This window comes from Streptomyces sp. NPDC049813 (assembly GCF_044465085.1).
GTDB lineage: Bacteria > Actinomycetota > Actinomycetes > Streptomycetales > Streptomycetaceae > Streptomyces.
Genome location: NZ_JBITLI010000011.1, coordinates 136241 through 152152, shown reverse-complemented (window position 1 = coordinate 152152; position 15912 = coordinate 136241). Strand labels below are relative to the sequence as shown.

Sequence of the window (15912 nt, the reverse complement as noted above, 5' to 3'; positions counted from 1 at the left end):
GCGGGTCCGGCGATCAGTGGGAGGGGCCGAACCAGCGCTCCAGCGCGGCGTCGAGCCCGGTGTCGTCGGTGCCCGCCCAGGCCACGTGGCCGTCGGGGCGGACCAGCACGCGTCCCACGCCGTGCAGGGCGCTGTCCTCGTGCGGGGTCGCGGCGACGGTGGTCACCCGGTCCGCCCAGCCCTCGGCGCCGCCGGGGCGCGCGGCGCCCGCCCGCAGGTCGAGCAGCAGCCCGCGCCCGCCGCGCAGCAGCTGGGTGGTGGTGACGGTGCGGTCGTCGCCGAGCAGCACGGTGTCCGGCAGCCGCGGCCCCACCAGCGGGTGGACCGCCGCCTTGGCGCCGTCGCCGTCGCCGGTCATGGGGTAGCGCACGTCCAGGCCGCTGATCATGCCGGCGAGCCGGGCCCGCACGTCGTCCAGGGCGATCAGTTCGGCCAGCGCGGTGCGCAGAGGCTCCACGTCGGGGGCGCCGAGCAGCATCAGCGCCTGGGCCCGGATGTTGCCGAGCACCCGGCGGCCGACCGCGTGCCGCTCGTCGTGGTAGGTGTCCACCAGCGCGCGCGGGGCGGCGCCGCGGACGTGCAGGGCGAGCTTCCAGCCGAGGTTGAAGGCGTCCTGGAGCCCGAGGTTGAGGGCCTGGCCGCCGATCGGCATCTGCCGGTGCGCGGCGTCCCCGGCGAACAGGATGCGGCCGTGCCGGTACTGGGTCAGCTGCCGGGAGGCGTCCCCGAAGGAGTTGACCCACAGCGGGGTGCCGCCGCTGATGTCCTCGCCGGTCACCCGCTTCCAGACGGTCGCGATCTCCTCGAACTGCGCGCTGCCGCGGCGCGGTCCGGCCTGCGAGCCGAACTCGTGGACCATCACCCGGGTGACCCCGTCGGGGCGGCGCGCGGCGATCGCCAGACCGTGCTCCAGGCGCTGGAAACGGCGGTCGGGGATGTCGATGCCGTCCACGTCGGCCCGCAGCAGCTCGCGGCCGGCGTCCGTGCCGGGGAAGCGGGCCTCGGTCAGGGACCGTACGGTGCTGTCCTCGCCGTCGCACGCGACCAGGTAGCGGCTGCGCAGCCGCAGGACGCCGTCGCGGCCCAGGGCCACGACGTCGACGCCCTGGCCGGTGTCGGCGACCGCCGACACCTCGTGGCCGCACCGGATGTCGGTGCCCATGGCGATGGCCCACTCCTCCAGCACCGCCTCCGTCTTGACCTGCGGCACCTTCCACTGGCCCGGGTAGGGCCCCGGCAGGGTGAGGTCGAGGGGGATGCCGCCGAAATGGCCGCGCGGTTCGTTCGGCGGCGTGCCGAGGTCGGGCAGCAGCCCGCGGCTGTCCAGGATCTCCATGGTGCGGGCGTGCAGGGTGGAGGCCCGGGACTCGTTGGTGGGCGCCCGGCGCTTTTCCAGGACGACCACGTCGGCGCCGCCGAGGGCCAGTTCACCGGCGAGCATCAGCCCGACGGGACCGGCCCCGACGACGACGACGTCGGCCTCCACGCGGTCCGCTGTCATCGCCTCAGACCTTCAGCTGCTCGGCGTGGGCCTTGGCGTACGACAGGGTGGCGCTGCTGTTGGTGGACAGCGCGGTGTGCACGTAGGCGCGGGCGTCCGCCACGGTGGCGTCCTCGCCCAGGATGCGGGCGATGTTGGCGGTGTTGAGGGTGACGGTGTGCTGCGAGGAGGCGACGGTGGCGCCGTCGGTCTCCTCGAAGGTCCACTCGCCGGTGTGCAGCGTCATCAGCGCGGGCAGCGTGACCTGCTTGTAGGCGATCTTGTGGTCGGGGAAGACGACCCGGTAGGACTTGGTGGTGTGGGTGGAGCCGTCCTTGGCGCGGGTGTCCATCTCCAGTTCCTGGAGCCCGGGGGTGTCCTCGGTGAGGCGGACGGTCGCCACGTGCGGCAGCCGCTCGGCCCACAGGTCCGCCTGGTTGACGAAGTCGAAGGCGTCCTTGGCGCTGCCGGCGATGGTCACGCTGTCGACGAAGGAGAAGGTCAGCTCCTCGGCGTCGGAGGCGTGCACCCGCTCGACGTTCTCCTTGAGCGCGGCCAGCTCCGAGGTGCTGTTCTTGTCCACGGCCCGCTCGATCCACAGCAGGTCGTGCGGGTCGTCGCCGATGGCGCTGTAGTCGTGCAGCAGCCGGACCCGGGACTCGTCCGCGCCGAGCGGCTCGATGATCCAGGTGCCGCCCATGTGCTGCACGGGCGGCGCCGAGACCTCCTGGCGGAAGGTGATGCGCAGGCCCTCCTTGTCGAGGGTGCGCAGCGACGCCCAGTTCTTGGGCTCGCCGTTGGCGGTCGCCCAGATCCGGATGCGCTCGCGGTCGCCGTCCGCCTCGACCTGGTCGACGTGGATGGTGGGCGGGAAGATGCGCGGCCAGTTGGTCACGTCGGCGAGCAGTTCGTACACCGCGGCCGCGGGGGCGCCGATGGTGATCTCGTGCTCGACCTCACGGGTGGTCATGAGGTTCTCCTCCTGATGTCGGGTGCGGGCCACGGGTGTGGTGCGGGGGCGGGCTCAGAAGTTGCCGAGGCCGCCGCAGACGTTGAGGGCCTGCGAGGTGATCGAGGCGGCCGTGTCGGAGGCCAGGTAGCCGACGAGACCGGCCACCTCCTCGGGCGTGGAGTAGCGGCCGAGCGGGATCTTGGCCTGGAACTTCTCCAGGATGGCGTCCTGGGTGGTGTCGTAGGCGGCCGCGTAGCCGTCCCGCACCCGCTGCGCCATCGGCGTCTCGACGTAGCCCGGGCAGACCGCGTTGACGGTGATGCCGGTGGGCGCCAGCTCGTTGCCGAGGGCCTTGGTGAAGCCGACGACGCCGTGCTTGGAGGCGGAGTAGGGGGCGCCGAGCACGACGCCCTGCTTGCCCGCGGTCGAGGCGATGTTGATGATGCGCCCGCGGTCCTTGCCGCGCATGCCGCCGGTGGTGAGGGCGGCGCGGGTGACCCGGAAGACGCTGTTGAGGTTGGTCTCGACGACGTCCAGCCACAGCTCGTCGGTGATGTCGGCGGTGGGGCCGCCGCCGGACCGGCCGGCGTTGTTGACCAGGACGTCCACGGTGCCGAAGCGGTCGACGGCGCCCTGGACGAACGCCTCGATGGAGGCGGTGTCGCGCACGTCGAGGACGGTGCCGTCGACGTCGAGGCCCTCGTCCTGGAGCTGCTTGACGGTGGCCGCGACGTTCTCGGCGTTGCGGGCCCCGATGAAGACCTGGTGGCCGGTGGAGGCGAGCAGCCGGGCCGAGGCCAGGCCGATCCCGCTGGTGGCGCCGGTGACCAGCGCGACCCGGGGGGTGGTGTTCTGCGTCATGCCGGGCTCCTTCAGGCTGCGGTGGCGGGCACCAGCTGGGCGTTGACGACCTCGATGAAGGCGCGCGGGGTGGTGGCCTCGCCGACCGCCTCCTCGTCGAGGGATATGCCGTACTCGCGCTCGATGAGGCTGCCGGTCTCCAGCAGGGCCAGGGACTCGTAGCCGATGACGTCGAACTCGGTGTCGAGGATGTCGGCGTCGAGGTCCACGCCCTCGGCGACGCCGGCGGCCTCGCGCAGGGTGCGCTTGAGGTCATCGATGGTGAACAGCTTGGCGCTCATGGGTGGTTCCTTTCGTGGGTGAGGGTCGTCGGGGTCAGTGCGCGGCGCGCACGACCATGGCGGAGTTGAACCCGCCGTGGCCGCGGGCCAGGACCAGCGCGGTGCGCACGTCGGCCCGGCGGGGCTCGCCGAGGACGAGGTCCAGCGGGTAGTCGGTGCACGGTTCGACGTGCACGGTGGGCGGGATGACGCCGTCGCGCATCGACAGGAACGCCGCCGCGAGGTCGAGCGGCGCGGCGCCCGAGTAGAGCCGTCCCGTCATCGTCTTGGGCACGGTGACGGGCACCCCGTGGTCGCCGAAGACCGCGCCGATGGCGAGCGCCTCGGCGAGGTCGGCGGCCGGGTCGCCGGCGCCGTCGGCGAAGACGACGTCCACGTCGGCGGCGTCGGCCCCGGCGTCGGCGAGCGCGATCTCGATGGCCTTGCGCAGCCCGGGTTCGCGGCCGCTGCCCGGCCGCGGGTCGATGGTCGAGCCGTAGCCGGCGATCTCGCCGTAGACGCGGGCGCCGCGGGCGCGGGCCGCTCCGGCCTCCTCGGTGATGAGGATGGCGCCGCCCTCGCCGGGCACGTAGCCGCGGGCGTCGCGGTCGAAGGGCAGGTAGGCGCGGTCGGGTTCGTCGCTCGTGGAGAGCTTGCCGGTGGACAGCTGGGCGACCCAGCCCCAGGGGCAGACGGAGGCGTCGACGGCGCCGGTGACGATCAGCGGCGTGCCCTTGCGGATGGCGCGGCGGGCCTGCGCCACGGCGTCGAGACCGCCGGCGCCCTCGCTGACGACGACCCCGGAGGGGCCCTTCATGCCGTTGCGGATGGAGATCTGGCCGCTGTTGACGGCGTAGAACCAGGCGAAGGACTGGTACGCGCTGACGTACTGGCTGCCCCGGCTCCACAGGCTCTGCAACTCGCCCTGGCCGAACTCGAAGCCGCCCGCCGCCGACGCGGTGATGACGCCCATGTCGAACTCGGGCAGCTCCTTGGGATCGGCACCGGCGTCCGCGAGGGCCCAGTCGGTGGCCACGAGGGCGAGCCGGGTGACCCGGTCGGTCTGCGGCAGCAGCCGGCTGGGCAGGTGCTCCTCCGCTTCAAAGCCCGGCACCTCGCCCGCCAGGCGCGCGGGGTAGGAGGAGGGGTCGAAGCGGGTGATGCGGCCGATGCCGTGCTTGCCGCCGAGGGTCGCCGACCAGTAGGCGCCGGTCCCCAGTCCGTTGGGCGCGGTCACGCCCAGGCCCGTCACCACCACGGAGGCGGTCATACGAGGCTCCTCTCCGGTCGCGCCAGCACCATCGCGGACTGGAACCCGCCGAAGCCGCTGCCGACGGTCAGCACGACGTCGACCAGCTGGTCGCGGGCGTCGCGCGGTACGTAGTCCAGGTCGCACTCGGGGTCCGGCTCGGTCAGGTTGGCCGTCGGCGGGACCACGTCGTACTCCATGGCCAGCGCCGACGCGGCGATCTCGATGGAGCCGATGGCGCCGAGCGAGTGCCCGACCATCGACTTGATGGAGCTGACCGGCGTGCGGTACGCGTGGTCGCCGAGGCTCAGCTTGAAGGCGGCCGTCTCGTGCCGGTCGTTCTGCTTGGTGCCCGAACCGTGCGCGTTGACGTAGTCCACCGCGTCCGGGTTGAGCCGGGCCTCGTCCAGGGCGAGGTTGATCGCCTCGGACATCTCCGCGCCGTCGGGGCGCAGCCCCGTCATGTGGTACGCGTTGGAGCGCGTCGCGTATCCGGCGATCTCGGCGTAGATGTGCGCGCCGCGCTGCTTGGCGCTCTCGTACTCCTCCAGGACGAAGAAGGCGGCGCCCTCGCCGAGCACGAACCCGTTGCGGGTCTTGTCGAAGGGGCGGGAGGCGCACTGCGGGTCGTCGTGGCGCGGGGTCGTCGCCTTGATCGCGTCGAAGCAGGCCATGGTGATGGGCGAGATCGGCGCGTCGGAGGAGCCCGCGATGACGACGTCGGCCGAGCCCTCGCGGACCAGCTCGACGGCGTAACCGACCGAGTCGATGCCCGAGGTGCAGCCGGTGGAGACGACGCTGGAGGGGCCCTCGCCGCCGACCGCCCAGGCCACTTCGGCGGCGAAGGAGCTGGGCACCATGTAGTCGTAGAGGTGCGGGACGGCGTAGGCGTGGTTGACGAGGTCGAGCCGGCCGCCGTCGCTGACGACCCGGTACTCCTCGTCCAGGCCCATGGTGGCGCCGACCGCGGAGCCGACGGTGACGCCGACGCGGTGCGGGTCGATGGCGGAGATGTCGATGCCGCTGTCGGCGACGGCGGCCCGCGAGGCGACGACGGCGAACTGCGCGGCCCGGTCCAGGCGGCGCACCTCCTGAGGGCTGAGCCCGTGCGCGTACGGGTCGAAGTCGGCCTCGGCGGCCACCCGGGAGCGGAAGGGGCTGGGGTCGAAGAAGGTGATGCCGCGCGTCGCGGTGCGGCCGTTGCTGAGCAGGTCCCAGAAGTTCTCCCGGCCGACCCCGCCCGGAGCGATCACCTCGATGCCGGTGATGACGACACGTCGACGGCTCACGCCGAGGCCTCCCAGTCGTAGAAGCGCTTGGCCATGGCGTCGGCGGGCGAGCGCCAGGTCGCCGGGTCGTAGGCCTCGATGAACGGCTTGAGGTCCTGGCTGATGCCGACGAAGCGGGGGTCGGTCTTGGCCGACTCGATCAGCTCGCCGCCGTTGTCCTCGTCGAAGTCCTGGAGGTGGAAGTACAGGCCCCGGTAGGAGAAGAGCTGGCGGCGGCGGGTCCCCATGCGGTGGGGCATGTCGGTCGCGTCGAACTCCGTGAAGAGCTTGGCCACGTCGGTGCTCGATGCGGCTGCCATCCGGGCGACTATCAGCGTGCTGTGCATAGGTGTGACTCCTCGGCAGATGCGTGGGAGAGGTCGCGCGCCGGGCGGGGGCTGCGCGGCGGCCCTGCGGGGCCACCGCTGTCGACGGTGCGGCTTGTTCTTAGCGGCTCGCACGGGCGGCGCCTGAGTCCCGCCTGAGCGGCTGTCGTGACGGGCGGCCGGGCGGCTGGCAGCGCAGTTCCGTGGAAGCCCGGCCCGTACGAAGGGGCCGGGCTTCCACGGAACTCGGGTCGGGCGGTGGGACATGTGGGTGCGCCGGGGGGCGGCGCACCCGCGGCCTCACTCGTCGCCGGCGGCCCGCGTCAGCACGACCTCGTAGGTGTTGGAGTCGACGTCCAGGGCGACGGCGTCGATGCGGGCCTGGGCCTTCTTGCGGCCCTCCGGCCACTTCTCCTCGGCCAGCGCGACGTGGCCGTCGTAGATCTCCTTGTTCTCCCACTGCTGGTAGGAGACGACGAAGGAGCCGTCCAGGCCGCGGGCGCGCAGGCCCTTGAGGACGATGTGGCCGCGGAAGCCGGGGGCGTCCTGCATGCCGGCCTGGCCCGGGCCGAGCGCGTCGATCAGCTCGTCCTGGTTGCTCGCGTCGACCTTGTAGATGGTGATGACGGTGTAGTTGCCGCGCTTGGGGCAGATCGTCAGGTCGGTGTTGGGGCCCTCGCTGGTGAGGGTCCAGACGACCTCGTTCTGCAGCAGCCGGATCGAGGTGGTGATCTCGCCGAAGACCGGCAGCGTGCGGTGCTTGAACTCCTCGCCCGCGTACCGCTTCTCCAGGTCCTCGCCGCTGCGCCACTGGATGAAGTTGGCCGTGCCCGGGCTCTCGACGCCGGCGTGGACCGTGGAGGACATCCAGCCCTCGTAGGTCGCCGCGTTGACGATCTTCGTCATCTCCTGGATCAGGGAGTCCTGCTTCTCGGGCGCGTCGGTGGTGAAGAGGTTGAGGACGGTGAGGTGCTTGGCGTCGACGGAGACGGTGGGCATGGTTTTCCTTCGCTTCCTGTTTGAGGTACGGGGTGGGGCTGCGGCTCGCCTCAGGCGGCGGGGCCGAACCAGCGGGTGAGGGCGGCTCGCAGGCCGTCCGCGCCCGCGCCGGTGGGGGCGACCCAGGCGACGTAGCCGTCGGGGCGCACGAGGATGCCGTCGACGGGGACGTCGCAGTCGAACTCGGCGGCGACCACGTCGATCCGGTCGCGCCAGCCGGCGGCGCTCTCCCGCAGGCCGCCGCCCAGGTCGAGCAGGACGGCGCGGCCGGAGTGGAGCAGGCCGGTGCTGGAGACCTTCTCGCCGTCGACGACCAGCTCCCGCTCCGGCAGCCGCCGGCCGAGCAGCGGGTGGTCCTCGCCGCCGACGTCGTGGCGGATGTCGAGGCCGGTGACCATGCCCGCGAGGTGGCGGCGGACCGACTCGTGGCCCTGGACCAGTTCGCCGAAGAGCTCGCGCATCGGGGCGACCTCGTCGCCGCCCAGGTAGAGGGTGCGCTGGGCGAGGGTGTTCATCAGGATGCGGGCGCCGGCCGGGTGGCGCTCGGAGTGGTAGGTGTCGAGCAACCCCTCGGGCGCCTGCCCCTTGACCTCAAGGGCCAGCTTCCAGCCGAGGTTGACGGCGTCCTGCACGCCCGCGCTCATCCCCTGCGCGCCGATCGGCAGGTGGATGTGGGCGGCGTCGCCGGCCACCAGGACGCGGCCCGCGCGGTAGCTGACGGCCTGCCGGCTGACGTCGGTGGTGGACGACACCCACAGCGGCACCGCCCCGGTGAGGTCGTCGCCGGACAGCCGCTGGAACGCCTCGGCGACCTCCTCGAAGGTGATCGGGTCGGGGCTCTTGCGCAGCGGCTCGGCGCGGTCGTAGTAGATGATGCGGCTGCGGTCGGGACCGAGCGGCATCACCATGACCAGGCCGCCGGGGACGCTCTCGCCGCTGAAGCGCGGGCGCAGCCGGACCCCGGAGATGTCCGCGAAGCGCAGCTCGATGGTGGGCGCGGTGCCGGGGAAGTCGATGCCGGCGGCGGTGCGCACGACGCTGCGGCCGCCGTCGCAGCCCACCACGTACCGGGCGCGCAGCGGCGCGGCGGCGTCCTTGACCAGGACGCTCACCCCGTCGTCGTCCTGCTCCACCCCGGTGACCTCGGCGCCGCGGCGTATCTCGGCGCCCAGCTCCCGGGCCCAGCCGCCGAGGACGCCCTCGGTGCGGGCCTGCGGGATGCCGCGGGCGCCGAACGAGCCGCCCTCGATGATCTGGTAGTCGAGCGGCACGCCGCCGAAGTGCCCCACCGGAATGGTCCCGACCTCGCCGAACCGGCCGAGGAGGCCGCGCTGGTCGAATTCCTCGATGGTGCGCGCCGAGAAACCGAGGGCGCGGGACTGCTGAATGGGCTCGGCGAGCCTGTCAAGGACGAGCACCGAGACTCCGCCCAGCCTCAGTTCGCCCGCGAGCATCAGTCCGGTGGGACCGGCTCCCACCACGATGACGTCGGCGTCATAGATGTTCATATGCCCTCTTCCCACTGGTGTTCCGCCAGTATCGAGAGGGCGCCCGACCGCAGTAAATAGCATTCAGTACAGGTCTTCCGCACGGAATGGCAAGAATACGACGGCCATGTCAGATCTTTGTCAGAACTCTTGCCACGCGAAGCCCGGGGCGCGCCATTCTCAAGTATGACTTCCACTCATCTCGCGCCCGAATCCGGGACCGGAATCGAGAATTCTGCCGTGGTCCGTGCCGGCATCGCCGATCTGCTGTCGCGCTATTTCGTCACGCTCGACGACGAGGAGCTGGACGACGCCTGGGCGCGGAGCCTGTTCACGCGGGACGCGGCCGTCGTCTTCCCCATGAGTGAACACGTGGGCGCCGAGGGGATGGCGGAGTACCACGCGGCGGCGCTGTCGGCGTTCGCCGTCACGCAGCACCACGGCAGCCGGGCGGTCGTGGAGCAGGACGGGGGCCGGGCCACCCTGCGGGCCAACCTGATCTCCACGCACGTGCACCACGCGCACCACGCGCAGCCCGTGGGCGAGCTGCCGCCGCTCTTCACGACCGGCACGTTCGTGGACGGCGAGGCGCGTCACACCGAGGCCGGCTGGCGCCTGTCGCGGCTCTCGTTCCGCCTGCTGTGGGCGCAGGGTTCGCCGCCGCCGAAGGCCTGAGCCGCCCGGCGCGGCCGCGCCCGGCCGCCCTGCTCAGACGTTGAGGCTCAGCACCCGCTCGACCGCGATCTCGATGACGACGCGGTCGGCGGGGGCGGGCGGCGCCGACCAGTAGCGCTTGGCGTACAGCTGGGCGCCGAGGGCGACCCGGGCGGGGTCGGTGACGACGGTGGCGGTGCCTTCGAGGGTGGTCCAGGCGAAGCCGTCCACCTGGCACAGGGCGACCCGGCCGCCCGGCGCGGCCAGCAGGTTGCGGGCCTTGCGGGAGGCGGCGGTGGTCAGCACCCGCGCGAGCCCGGACGACGCCTGCCACGTGAAGCGCACCGGCGCCACGTGCAGGGTCCCGTCGGGCCTGACCGTGGTGAAGGCCGCGACGTGGTTCGCGTCGTTCAGAAAGGTCTCGACCGCGCCGGACACCGCCGGGGCGGCCTTCTTCTGCTGCGGCAGCGACATCGGTGTGCATCCTCACGTCCGGGGGCGCGACCCGGGCGGCAGCCGTACGGGCGCGGTCCCGGCAGCATCGCACCGCCTTCTCGCGGGGGCCTCGAGCCGGGCTCGGGACCCCCGCGAGCGGGCGGTGCGGGCGTGTGCGTACGGGTGCGGTTCTCCGGGTGCGGGCGTACGGGCCGGGCGCGGCGCTCAGTCGATGCCGCGCACGATGGCGGGCTCGTCCTCGTCGTCGTTCTCGTCGGCCCCGGCCAGGCGCAGCGGCGGCGCTCCCACCGGGACCAGCCCGAACACCGCCATGTCGATCTCCCGGAACCCGATCCGCCGCAAGATGTCCGCGCGTTCCTGCATGGGGCGCCCCCTCGTGGTCGATCCGTGGTTGATCTCTCCAGCGTGTCAACGAACGCTCGGGACCCGGTCGACGCGCTGTCGAGCCCGGGCGGAGGCGGCGGGCCCGGGGGCCGGGGCGCGGGCGGGCCTCATCCGCCGGGCGGTGGGCCGACGCGGGGTGCCGGGTCCGCGCCGAGCACGGCCAGCACCTCGGCGACGGTCTCCGTCCCGCCCAGGGAGGGCAGCCGGCGCAGCAGCCGGCAGCACTGGGCGAGCAGCAGCCGCGCGTCGTCGTCGGTGATCCGGGACCGGTCGTGCAGCGCGGCCAGCGTCAGCGAGCCGTCCCGGGCGTGCCGGGCCAGCAGGGCGACGGACAGCAGGGTGTGCGCGCCGGTGGAGTGCGGGGCGCCGAACCGGACCCCGGCCTCGGCGAGCGCGGCCCGCAGGTCCGGCCGGGGGCGGGCGCCAGCCTCCACCGAGACGACGCTGTCCGGCAGGACGGCGTCGGCGGCCTCGCTCCACTCGCTGATCTGCGCGGTGGACAGCCACTCGTAGGCGGCCAGGTCCAGGGCCTGGTCGCGCAGGGTCGCGAACAGGTGCGCCACCGGGTCCCCGGGGTCCACGCGCACGGCGGCGGGCAGACAGGTGCGCACCGGCCCCACCAGCCGCTCCGCCGCGTCCAGGGCGATGCCGCGCCCCGAGACGGTGACCCCGAAGCGGACGGCGGCGGCGCCGCTGACGTCCGCGGCGCGGTACAGCAGCAGCGCCCACACGGCGTGCAGCACGCTCGACTCGGGCAGCGCCTGGCCCGCGGCCCACTGCCGCAGCCGGTCGGCCTGCTGGGTGCTCAGCCGGGTCTCGGCCCGGCCGCAGCCGCCGTGCGCGGGGCGGGGTCCTGGCCGGCCGGGAAGGACTGCGGCCGGGCCCGCGGGCAGCGTCCGGCCGAAGAACTCGCGGGCCGCCGCGGTGTCCTGCTCGGTGCGCCAGCGGGTCCAGTCGCGCAGGTCGGGACGGCGTTCGCCGCCGGGCAGGGTGCCGTCGGCGAGGTAGGCGCGGCCGAACTCGTCGAGCAGGACGAAGACGCTCCAGGCGTCCAGGAGCCCGTGGTGGAAGGTGAGCAGGACCCGGCTGCTGACCGGTCCTTCGACGACGGTGACGCGCAGCGGGCAGGGCCGGGTCACGTCGAAGCCGCGCAGCCGGTCGGCGGCGAGCAGGTCGTCCCAGTCGACGGTGCCGGCGCGGTGCCGGACGACCTCGACGCGGGCCTGGGCGCTGAAGACGACGCGGGGCAGCGGCTCGCCCTCGAAGGCGGCGCGCAGCACGGACTCCCGGTCGGCGACGGAGTGCCACGCGGCGGTGAACCGCTCCAGGTCCAGGGCGCCGTGCCAGCTCCACCAGACCTGCTCGACGTGGCGCCCGCTGTGCCGGTCGCCCTGCGCGTCGAGCAGGACGGCGCGCTGCTGCGCGGGCACGGGCACCAGGGGCGGCGGGACGCGTGGGGACGTCGCGGGGCTCCGGCCGGCGCGGATCCGCGCACGGCGGCGGCTCTGCCTCGCCATGGCTCGGTCCCTCCTCGGAGTCGGGCCCGGGGAGCGGCGGACCCGGGGCGCGTGGCTCCCGGGCCCATCCTGCAGGGGCCCGCCGACACGGGACTGACACCGCCCTGACGCGGCTCGACGCCGCCTCGCGGGGGCGTGGGCGGCGGCCGGAGCGTCAGGTCGTGGGCTCGGGCGGGGAACCGGGGGCCGGCTGCGCGACCTGGGTCATCACCGACAGGAAGCCGGGGTCGAGCATGGTGCCCACCGAGGTGTCGCCCGCCGTGGAGAGCCCGGCGTCGTGGCAGGCGGCGCTGAGCAGGTAGCGGTCCAGGACCGAGTGGGTGGCGAAGCCCCATTCGCCGCGGCTGGCCGCGCTGCCGTCGGGGGCGAGCAGGGTGCCGCCGCGGCTGAAACCGAACTCCCGGAAGCCCAGGCGCAGCCCCTGGCCGAGCGCCTTGCTGTAGGCCTCCTTCAGCGTCCACAGCCGCAGGGTCCGCTCGGTGCGTTCCCGCGCGCCGAGCCCGGCCAGCTCCGCGGCCTCGGCGGGGGTGAGGATGCGGCTCTCCAGCAGGTCCAGGCGGACGAACCGGTCGGCGAACTCGATGTCCACGCCGATCCGGCCGGTGCGGCTGATCCCGACCGCGATCACGTCACCGGTGTGGGTCAGGCTCAGGTCGATCTGGTCGAGGCCGCGCAGGTAGGGCCGGCCGCCCAGCCGGTAGGCGAGGTCGAGGTGGTCGGGCGCGGTGTCCAGGGCCGCGCCCGCGGTGTGCTTGATGAGCAGCCGGGCCGCGGCGAACCGGTGCCGCACCGCCGGGTCGGGGGTGCGGCGGTAGCGGTCCCAGTCCTGGCCGAGCAGCTCGCGCAGCCGCGGGTGGGTGAGCACGCTGGGCAGCCATTCGCTCCAGGTCGTGTACACCAGCGCGTTGCCCAGGTGCGCCAGGTTCTCGCGGACCCCCTTCCAGGGCCCGGCCGGCCGTGGCACGTGCAGGGGTGGAGCACATCTCACCCGGTCCATGTCGTCGTCTCCCGCGTTCTCGTCCGTCCCGACCTGCGGGCGGCCGCCCAATGGCCGGCCGCCCCGCGCTCCCGGCGCCCCTCGTGTCCCTAACCCGCGACCGGCGTCCCGTACAGGTCGAGGCTGAGGCCCTCGCGGCAGCGGCCGAGCACCTCGTCCAGGACGGCTCCCTGTGCCTCGGCCGGGAGCTCCGGTACGGGGGCGCCGAGCCGGCGGGCGATCCGGCTCAGGGCCAGTACCGCCCAGGCCGGGTCCGCCAGGAAGGAGTCCGCGCCCGCCTGGCCCTCGTACACTCCGGCGCACGCGGCCGCCGCCATGACCAGGGCGTAGCGGTCGACGAGGGCGCAGGCCACCGGGTCGAAGGTGGTGCCGGGTGCGGTGGGCAGGGCGGCGCAGCGGGTGCGCAGGGTGCGCAGTTCCGCGACGAAGGTGTCGGTGAGCGCGGCGAGGGCGGCGTGCAGCGGCCCGGCGGAGCGCCGCTGCGCCAGCCGCTCCGCCGCGCCCACCAGCGTCGCCGTCAGCAGGTCGTCGGTGCCGGCGTGGGCGAGCCGGCGCGGGTCGAACGGCGGCAGCGGCCCGCCGGGCAGGAACAGCTCCGGGGGCGGTTCGGCGCCGCGGAACCAGGTGGTGCGGGCCAGGGCGGGCAGCTGCGGCACGAGCACGGCCTGGCAGACGGCCGTACCGGAGTGCCCGAGGCCGGCGACGGGCAGGTCCCGGGCCAGTTTCTGGAAGCTGCCGTAGAGCGGGCCGCGGTCGTAGCCGCGGGCGCCGAGGACGGTGCTCAGCTCCTCCAGGTCCTCGCGCAGCAGGTCCGGCATGGTGTACTTCACGGCCGCCGCGAGCAGGTAGGCCTGCTGGGGCAGCAGGCTCAGGGCGCGCAGGCCGGTGACGGCCATGGCGTCGCAGGCCAGCAGGTCCGCGAAGACCCCGGCCAGGGTCCGGTGCCAGCGCCGGGCGGGCCGCCCGCCCGCCCGGCCCTCGGTCGCCGCCCGCGCGGCCTGGCGCAGCACGCTGCCGACGGCGGCCAGCACCGTGCCCGGGATCAGGCAGTGGCTGATCTGGAAGCTGCGCAGGGCCAGCGAGACGCCCTCGCCCAGCCGCCCGACCAGGGCGTCGGCGCCCAGCGGCACCGCGTCGAACTCGATCCCGGTGAACCGGGCGCCGCGCATGCCGGGCGTCTCCACCCGCGCTCCCCTGCGCACCGTGCCGGCCGCGGCCGGCCCCGGGCCGAGCAGCAGCACCGAGTGGCTGTCCGGACCGGCCTGGGCGGACGTACGGGCGTAGGCGACGAAGGTGTCGGTGCGGTCGGCGTTGATGACGGCGTCCTTGCGGCCGTTCAGCAGGAAGCCGCCGCCGGGGGCGGGGGTGGCGCGCAGTTCGTTGCGCAGGATCGCGTTGGCGTGCGCGACCTCGCGGTGCACGATCGAGACGCGGCCGCCGGCGAGCAGTCCGCGGGCCAGGGTGCGGCGCTGCGCGTCGTCGCCCGCGGTCCACACCGAGGAGGCGGCGAAGAGCGAGGTGATGCCGAAGCCGTAGCCGAGGGCCAGGTCGCGGCGGAAGACGGGGCGCAGTACGCGGGCCAGGCGTTCCAGGTCGGTGAGGCCGCCGCCGAGGTCGTGCGGGACGAACTCGGCGGCGAGCCCGGCGTCCGCAAGCAGCGCCTCGGTGACCTCGGCGACGGCGCGGTCCTCGTCGGCCCGCAGCAGCGCCTGGTAGCCGTGCGGGTTGGCCGCCTCGAAGGGGTCGCCGAGGGCCGCCTCCAGCGCGGCGGCGCGGGCGGGCTCCGCGCCCGGGGGCGCCCCGGGCCCGGCGCCCGTCGCGCCCGCGAGGACGGCGGTCACAGGACCCGCACCGCGCGGGCGGCGAACCGCTCCGCGTGGGTCAGGACCAGCAGCGAGGCGCGGCCGAGTTCGTCGCGGACGTACTGGGCGGCGTCCTCCAGGGTGGCGCCCGGGCCCAGCACGTCGGTGACCCTGTCCTGGTGGAGCAGCACGTCGTGCCGGGCGCTGAGGGTGACGCCGCTCTCGTCGGGGACGACGGACCACTCGCCGGTGTGCGCCGTCATCAGGCCCGCGGCCCTGGTCTGCTTGTAGACGAGGCGGCCCGCGGCGGGGAAGCAGATCCGCACCGACTCGGTGCGGTGGGCGGTGCCGTCGGCGGTGAAGCTGTCCATCGTCATCGTCTGCACGCCCGGGGTGCTCTCCGTGACGTGCAGCCCGCGCACGTGCGGCAGCCGTACGGGCCAGTCCTCGGCCCGGTAGAGGAAGTCGAAGGCCACCTCGGCGGGGCCCTTGAACCGCACGCTGTTCTCGAAGGACAGCACCAGTTCGTCCAGGCCCGCCCACTGCTCGCCGAGCCAGGCGAGCCGCTCCAGCTGCGCCTTGCTGTTGGCGCGGGTGACCTGTTCGGCCCAGGCCACGTGGGCGGGCAGGTCGTCGGTGACGGTGAAGGTGTGCTCCAGCGTCACGCGGCAGCGGTCGCCCAGCGGCCGCACCGTCCACACGCCGGTCATCGACTCCACCGGCGCGGCGGTCAGTTCCTGGCGGAACTCCACGCGCCGCCGCCCCACGTCCAGGTCGCGGTGGGTGATCCAGGAGGTGATCCGGTCGCCCGCCATGGCCCACAGCCGCAGCCGCTCGTGGGTGCCGTCGAAGTCGAGCTGTTCGACGTGGAGGCAGGGCTGGACGAACAGCGGCCACCGGGTGGCGTCCGCGATGAGTCCGTACAGCACGCCGGCGGGGGCCGCCGCCGTCACCTCCGAAACCACGCGGTGCTCTCGCGTACGAGCCATGCTCACGCCCCTTCCTCGTCCGAAGCGGCACACAGCGCGGCCCGGTCCGTCCCGTTCGCAGGGTTGTGGCCGCTCTTGTCCGCCGGGCTGCCGATCGTGTCCGGAAACACTCGGGATCGGCACGGGCCGCGCTCGGGCGCCGCTGGAGCGCCCCGCCCCCGCTCCGGGCCCCAGCCGGGCTCCGCCGGTCCTCGTCCGTTCCTCCGGCGCGCGCTCGCACGGTCGTGGCGA

The 15912-nt window shown here is 74.1% G+C and carries 16 protein-coding genes; 1 reads left to right on the top strand and 15 read right to left on the bottom strand.

Annotation, left to right across the window (positions count from 1 at the left end; translation table 11 throughout):
* Window positions 1-13: 13 nt before the first annotated feature.
* From ACIBW6_RS22730 to ACIBW6_RS22690, 9 genes are all read right to left on the bottom strand, one after another.
* On the bottom strand, window positions 14-1501 hold the full coding sequence (locus tag ACIBW6_RS22730) for an FAD-dependent oxidoreductase (protein WP_399062351.1): 1488 nt from the start codon (window positions 1499-1501) through the stop codon (window positions 14-16).
* Between the two features lie 4 nt (window positions 1502-1505).
* A complete protein-coding gene (locus tag ACIBW6_RS22725) occupies window positions 1506-2450 on the bottom strand; it encodes an aromatase/cyclase (RefSeq protein WP_399062349.1) in 945 nt (314 codons plus the stop codon).
* Window positions 2451-2504: 54 nt separating this feature from the next.
* Window positions 2505-3293: a 3-oxoacyl-ACP reductase FabG gene (gene fabG / locus ACIBW6_RS22720; RefSeq protein ID WP_399062348.1), complete on the bottom strand. Its 789-nt coding sequence runs from the start codon at window positions 3291-3293 to the stop codon at window positions 2505-2507.
* 11 nt (window positions 3294-3304) lie between these two features.
* Window positions 3305-3574: an acyl carrier protein gene (locus ACIBW6_RS22715; RefSeq protein WP_399062346.1), complete on the bottom strand. Its 270-nt coding sequence runs from the start codon at window positions 3572-3574 to the stop codon at window positions 3305-3307.
* 34 nt (window positions 3575-3608) lie between these two features.
* Entirely contained in the window at window positions 3609-4823 is a 1215-nt protein-coding gene (locus ACIBW6_RS22710; protein ID WP_399062344.1) for a ketosynthase chain-length factor, read from the bottom strand.
* The gene (locus ACIBW6_RS22705) at window positions 4820-6091 is read right to left on the bottom strand and encodes a beta-ketoacyl-[acyl-carrier-protein] synthase family protein (RefSeq protein ID WP_399062342.1); all 1272 of its coding nucleotides are present in this window, start codon (window positions 6089-6091) and stop codon (window positions 4820-4822) included. Before ACIBW6_RS22705 ends, ACIBW6_RS22710 begins: the two co-directional genes overlap by 4 nt.
* Window positions 6088-6417 (bottom strand): TcmI family type II polyketide cyclase, encoded by a 330-nt coding sequence (locus tag ACIBW6_RS22700; protein WP_399062339.1) that lies wholly within the window; start codon window positions 6415-6417, stop codon window positions 6088-6090. Before ACIBW6_RS22700 ends, ACIBW6_RS22705 begins: the two co-directional genes overlap by 4 nt.
* Before the next feature lie 279 nt (window positions 6418-6696).
* On the bottom strand, window positions 6697-7395 hold the full coding sequence (locus ACIBW6_RS22695) for an antibiotic biosynthesis monooxygenase family protein (protein WP_399062337.1): 699 nt from the start codon (window positions 7393-7395) through the stop codon (window positions 6697-6699).
* A gap of 50 nt (window positions 7396-7445) precedes the next feature.
* Window positions 7446-8903 carry an FAD-dependent monooxygenase gene (locus tag ACIBW6_RS22690; RefSeq protein WP_399062335.1) on the bottom strand — a complete coding sequence of 486 codons (1458 nt, stop codon included), beginning with the start codon at window positions 8901-8903 and terminating at the stop codon, window positions 7446-7448.
* Window positions 8904-9122: 219 nt separating this feature from the next.
* Here ACIBW6_RS22690 and ACIBW6_RS22685 point away from each other — a divergent pair, with 219 nt between their 5' ends.
* Window positions 9123-9557 (top strand): nuclear transport factor 2 family protein, encoded by a 435-nt coding sequence (locus ACIBW6_RS22685; protein ID WP_399062333.1) that lies wholly within the window; start codon window positions 9123-9125, stop codon window positions 9555-9557.
* A 33-nt stretch (window positions 9558-9590) separates the two neighbouring features.
* Here the strand turns inward: ACIBW6_RS22685 and ACIBW6_RS22680 are convergent, their stop codons facing one another.
* The 6 genes from ACIBW6_RS22680 to ACIBW6_RS22655 form a co-directional block, all read right to left on the bottom strand.
* Window positions 9591-10010, bottom strand: a complete 420-nt coding sequence (locus ACIBW6_RS22680) for a pyridoxamine 5'-phosphate oxidase family protein (protein ID WP_399062331.1) — start codon at window positions 10008-10010, stop codon at window positions 9591-9593.
* A 186-nt stretch (window positions 10011-10196) separates the two neighbouring features.
* Window positions 10197-10355, bottom strand: a complete 159-nt coding sequence (locus ACIBW6_RS22675; RefSeq protein WP_399062329.1) for a hypothetical protein — start codon at window positions 10353-10355, stop codon at window positions 10197-10199.
* A gap of 128 nt (window positions 10356-10483) precedes the next feature.
* Complete coding sequence (locus ACIBW6_RS22670) at window positions 10484-11893, bottom strand: condensation domain-containing protein (protein WP_399062327.1); 1410 nt, start codon at window positions 11891-11893, stop codon at window positions 10484-10486.
* Window positions 11894-12047: 154 nt separating this feature from the next.
* A complete protein-coding gene (locus tag ACIBW6_RS22665; RefSeq protein WP_399062325.1) occupies window positions 12048-12890 on the bottom strand; it encodes a 4'-phosphopantetheinyl transferase family protein in 843 nt (280 codons plus the stop codon).
* An 89-nt stretch (window positions 12891-12979) separates the two neighbouring features.
* Complete coding sequence (locus ACIBW6_RS22660; RefSeq protein ID WP_399062323.1) at window positions 12980-14731, bottom strand: acyl-CoA dehydrogenase; 1752 nt, start codon at window positions 14729-14731, stop codon at window positions 12980-12982.
* Entirely contained in the window at window positions 14728-15681 is a 954-nt protein-coding gene (locus tag ACIBW6_RS22655) for an aromatase/cyclase (RefSeq protein ID WP_399062321.1), read from the bottom strand. The genes ACIBW6_RS22660 and ACIBW6_RS22655 overlap by 4 nt, the downstream gene beginning before the upstream one ends.
* Window positions 15682-15912 lie beyond the last annotated feature (231 nt).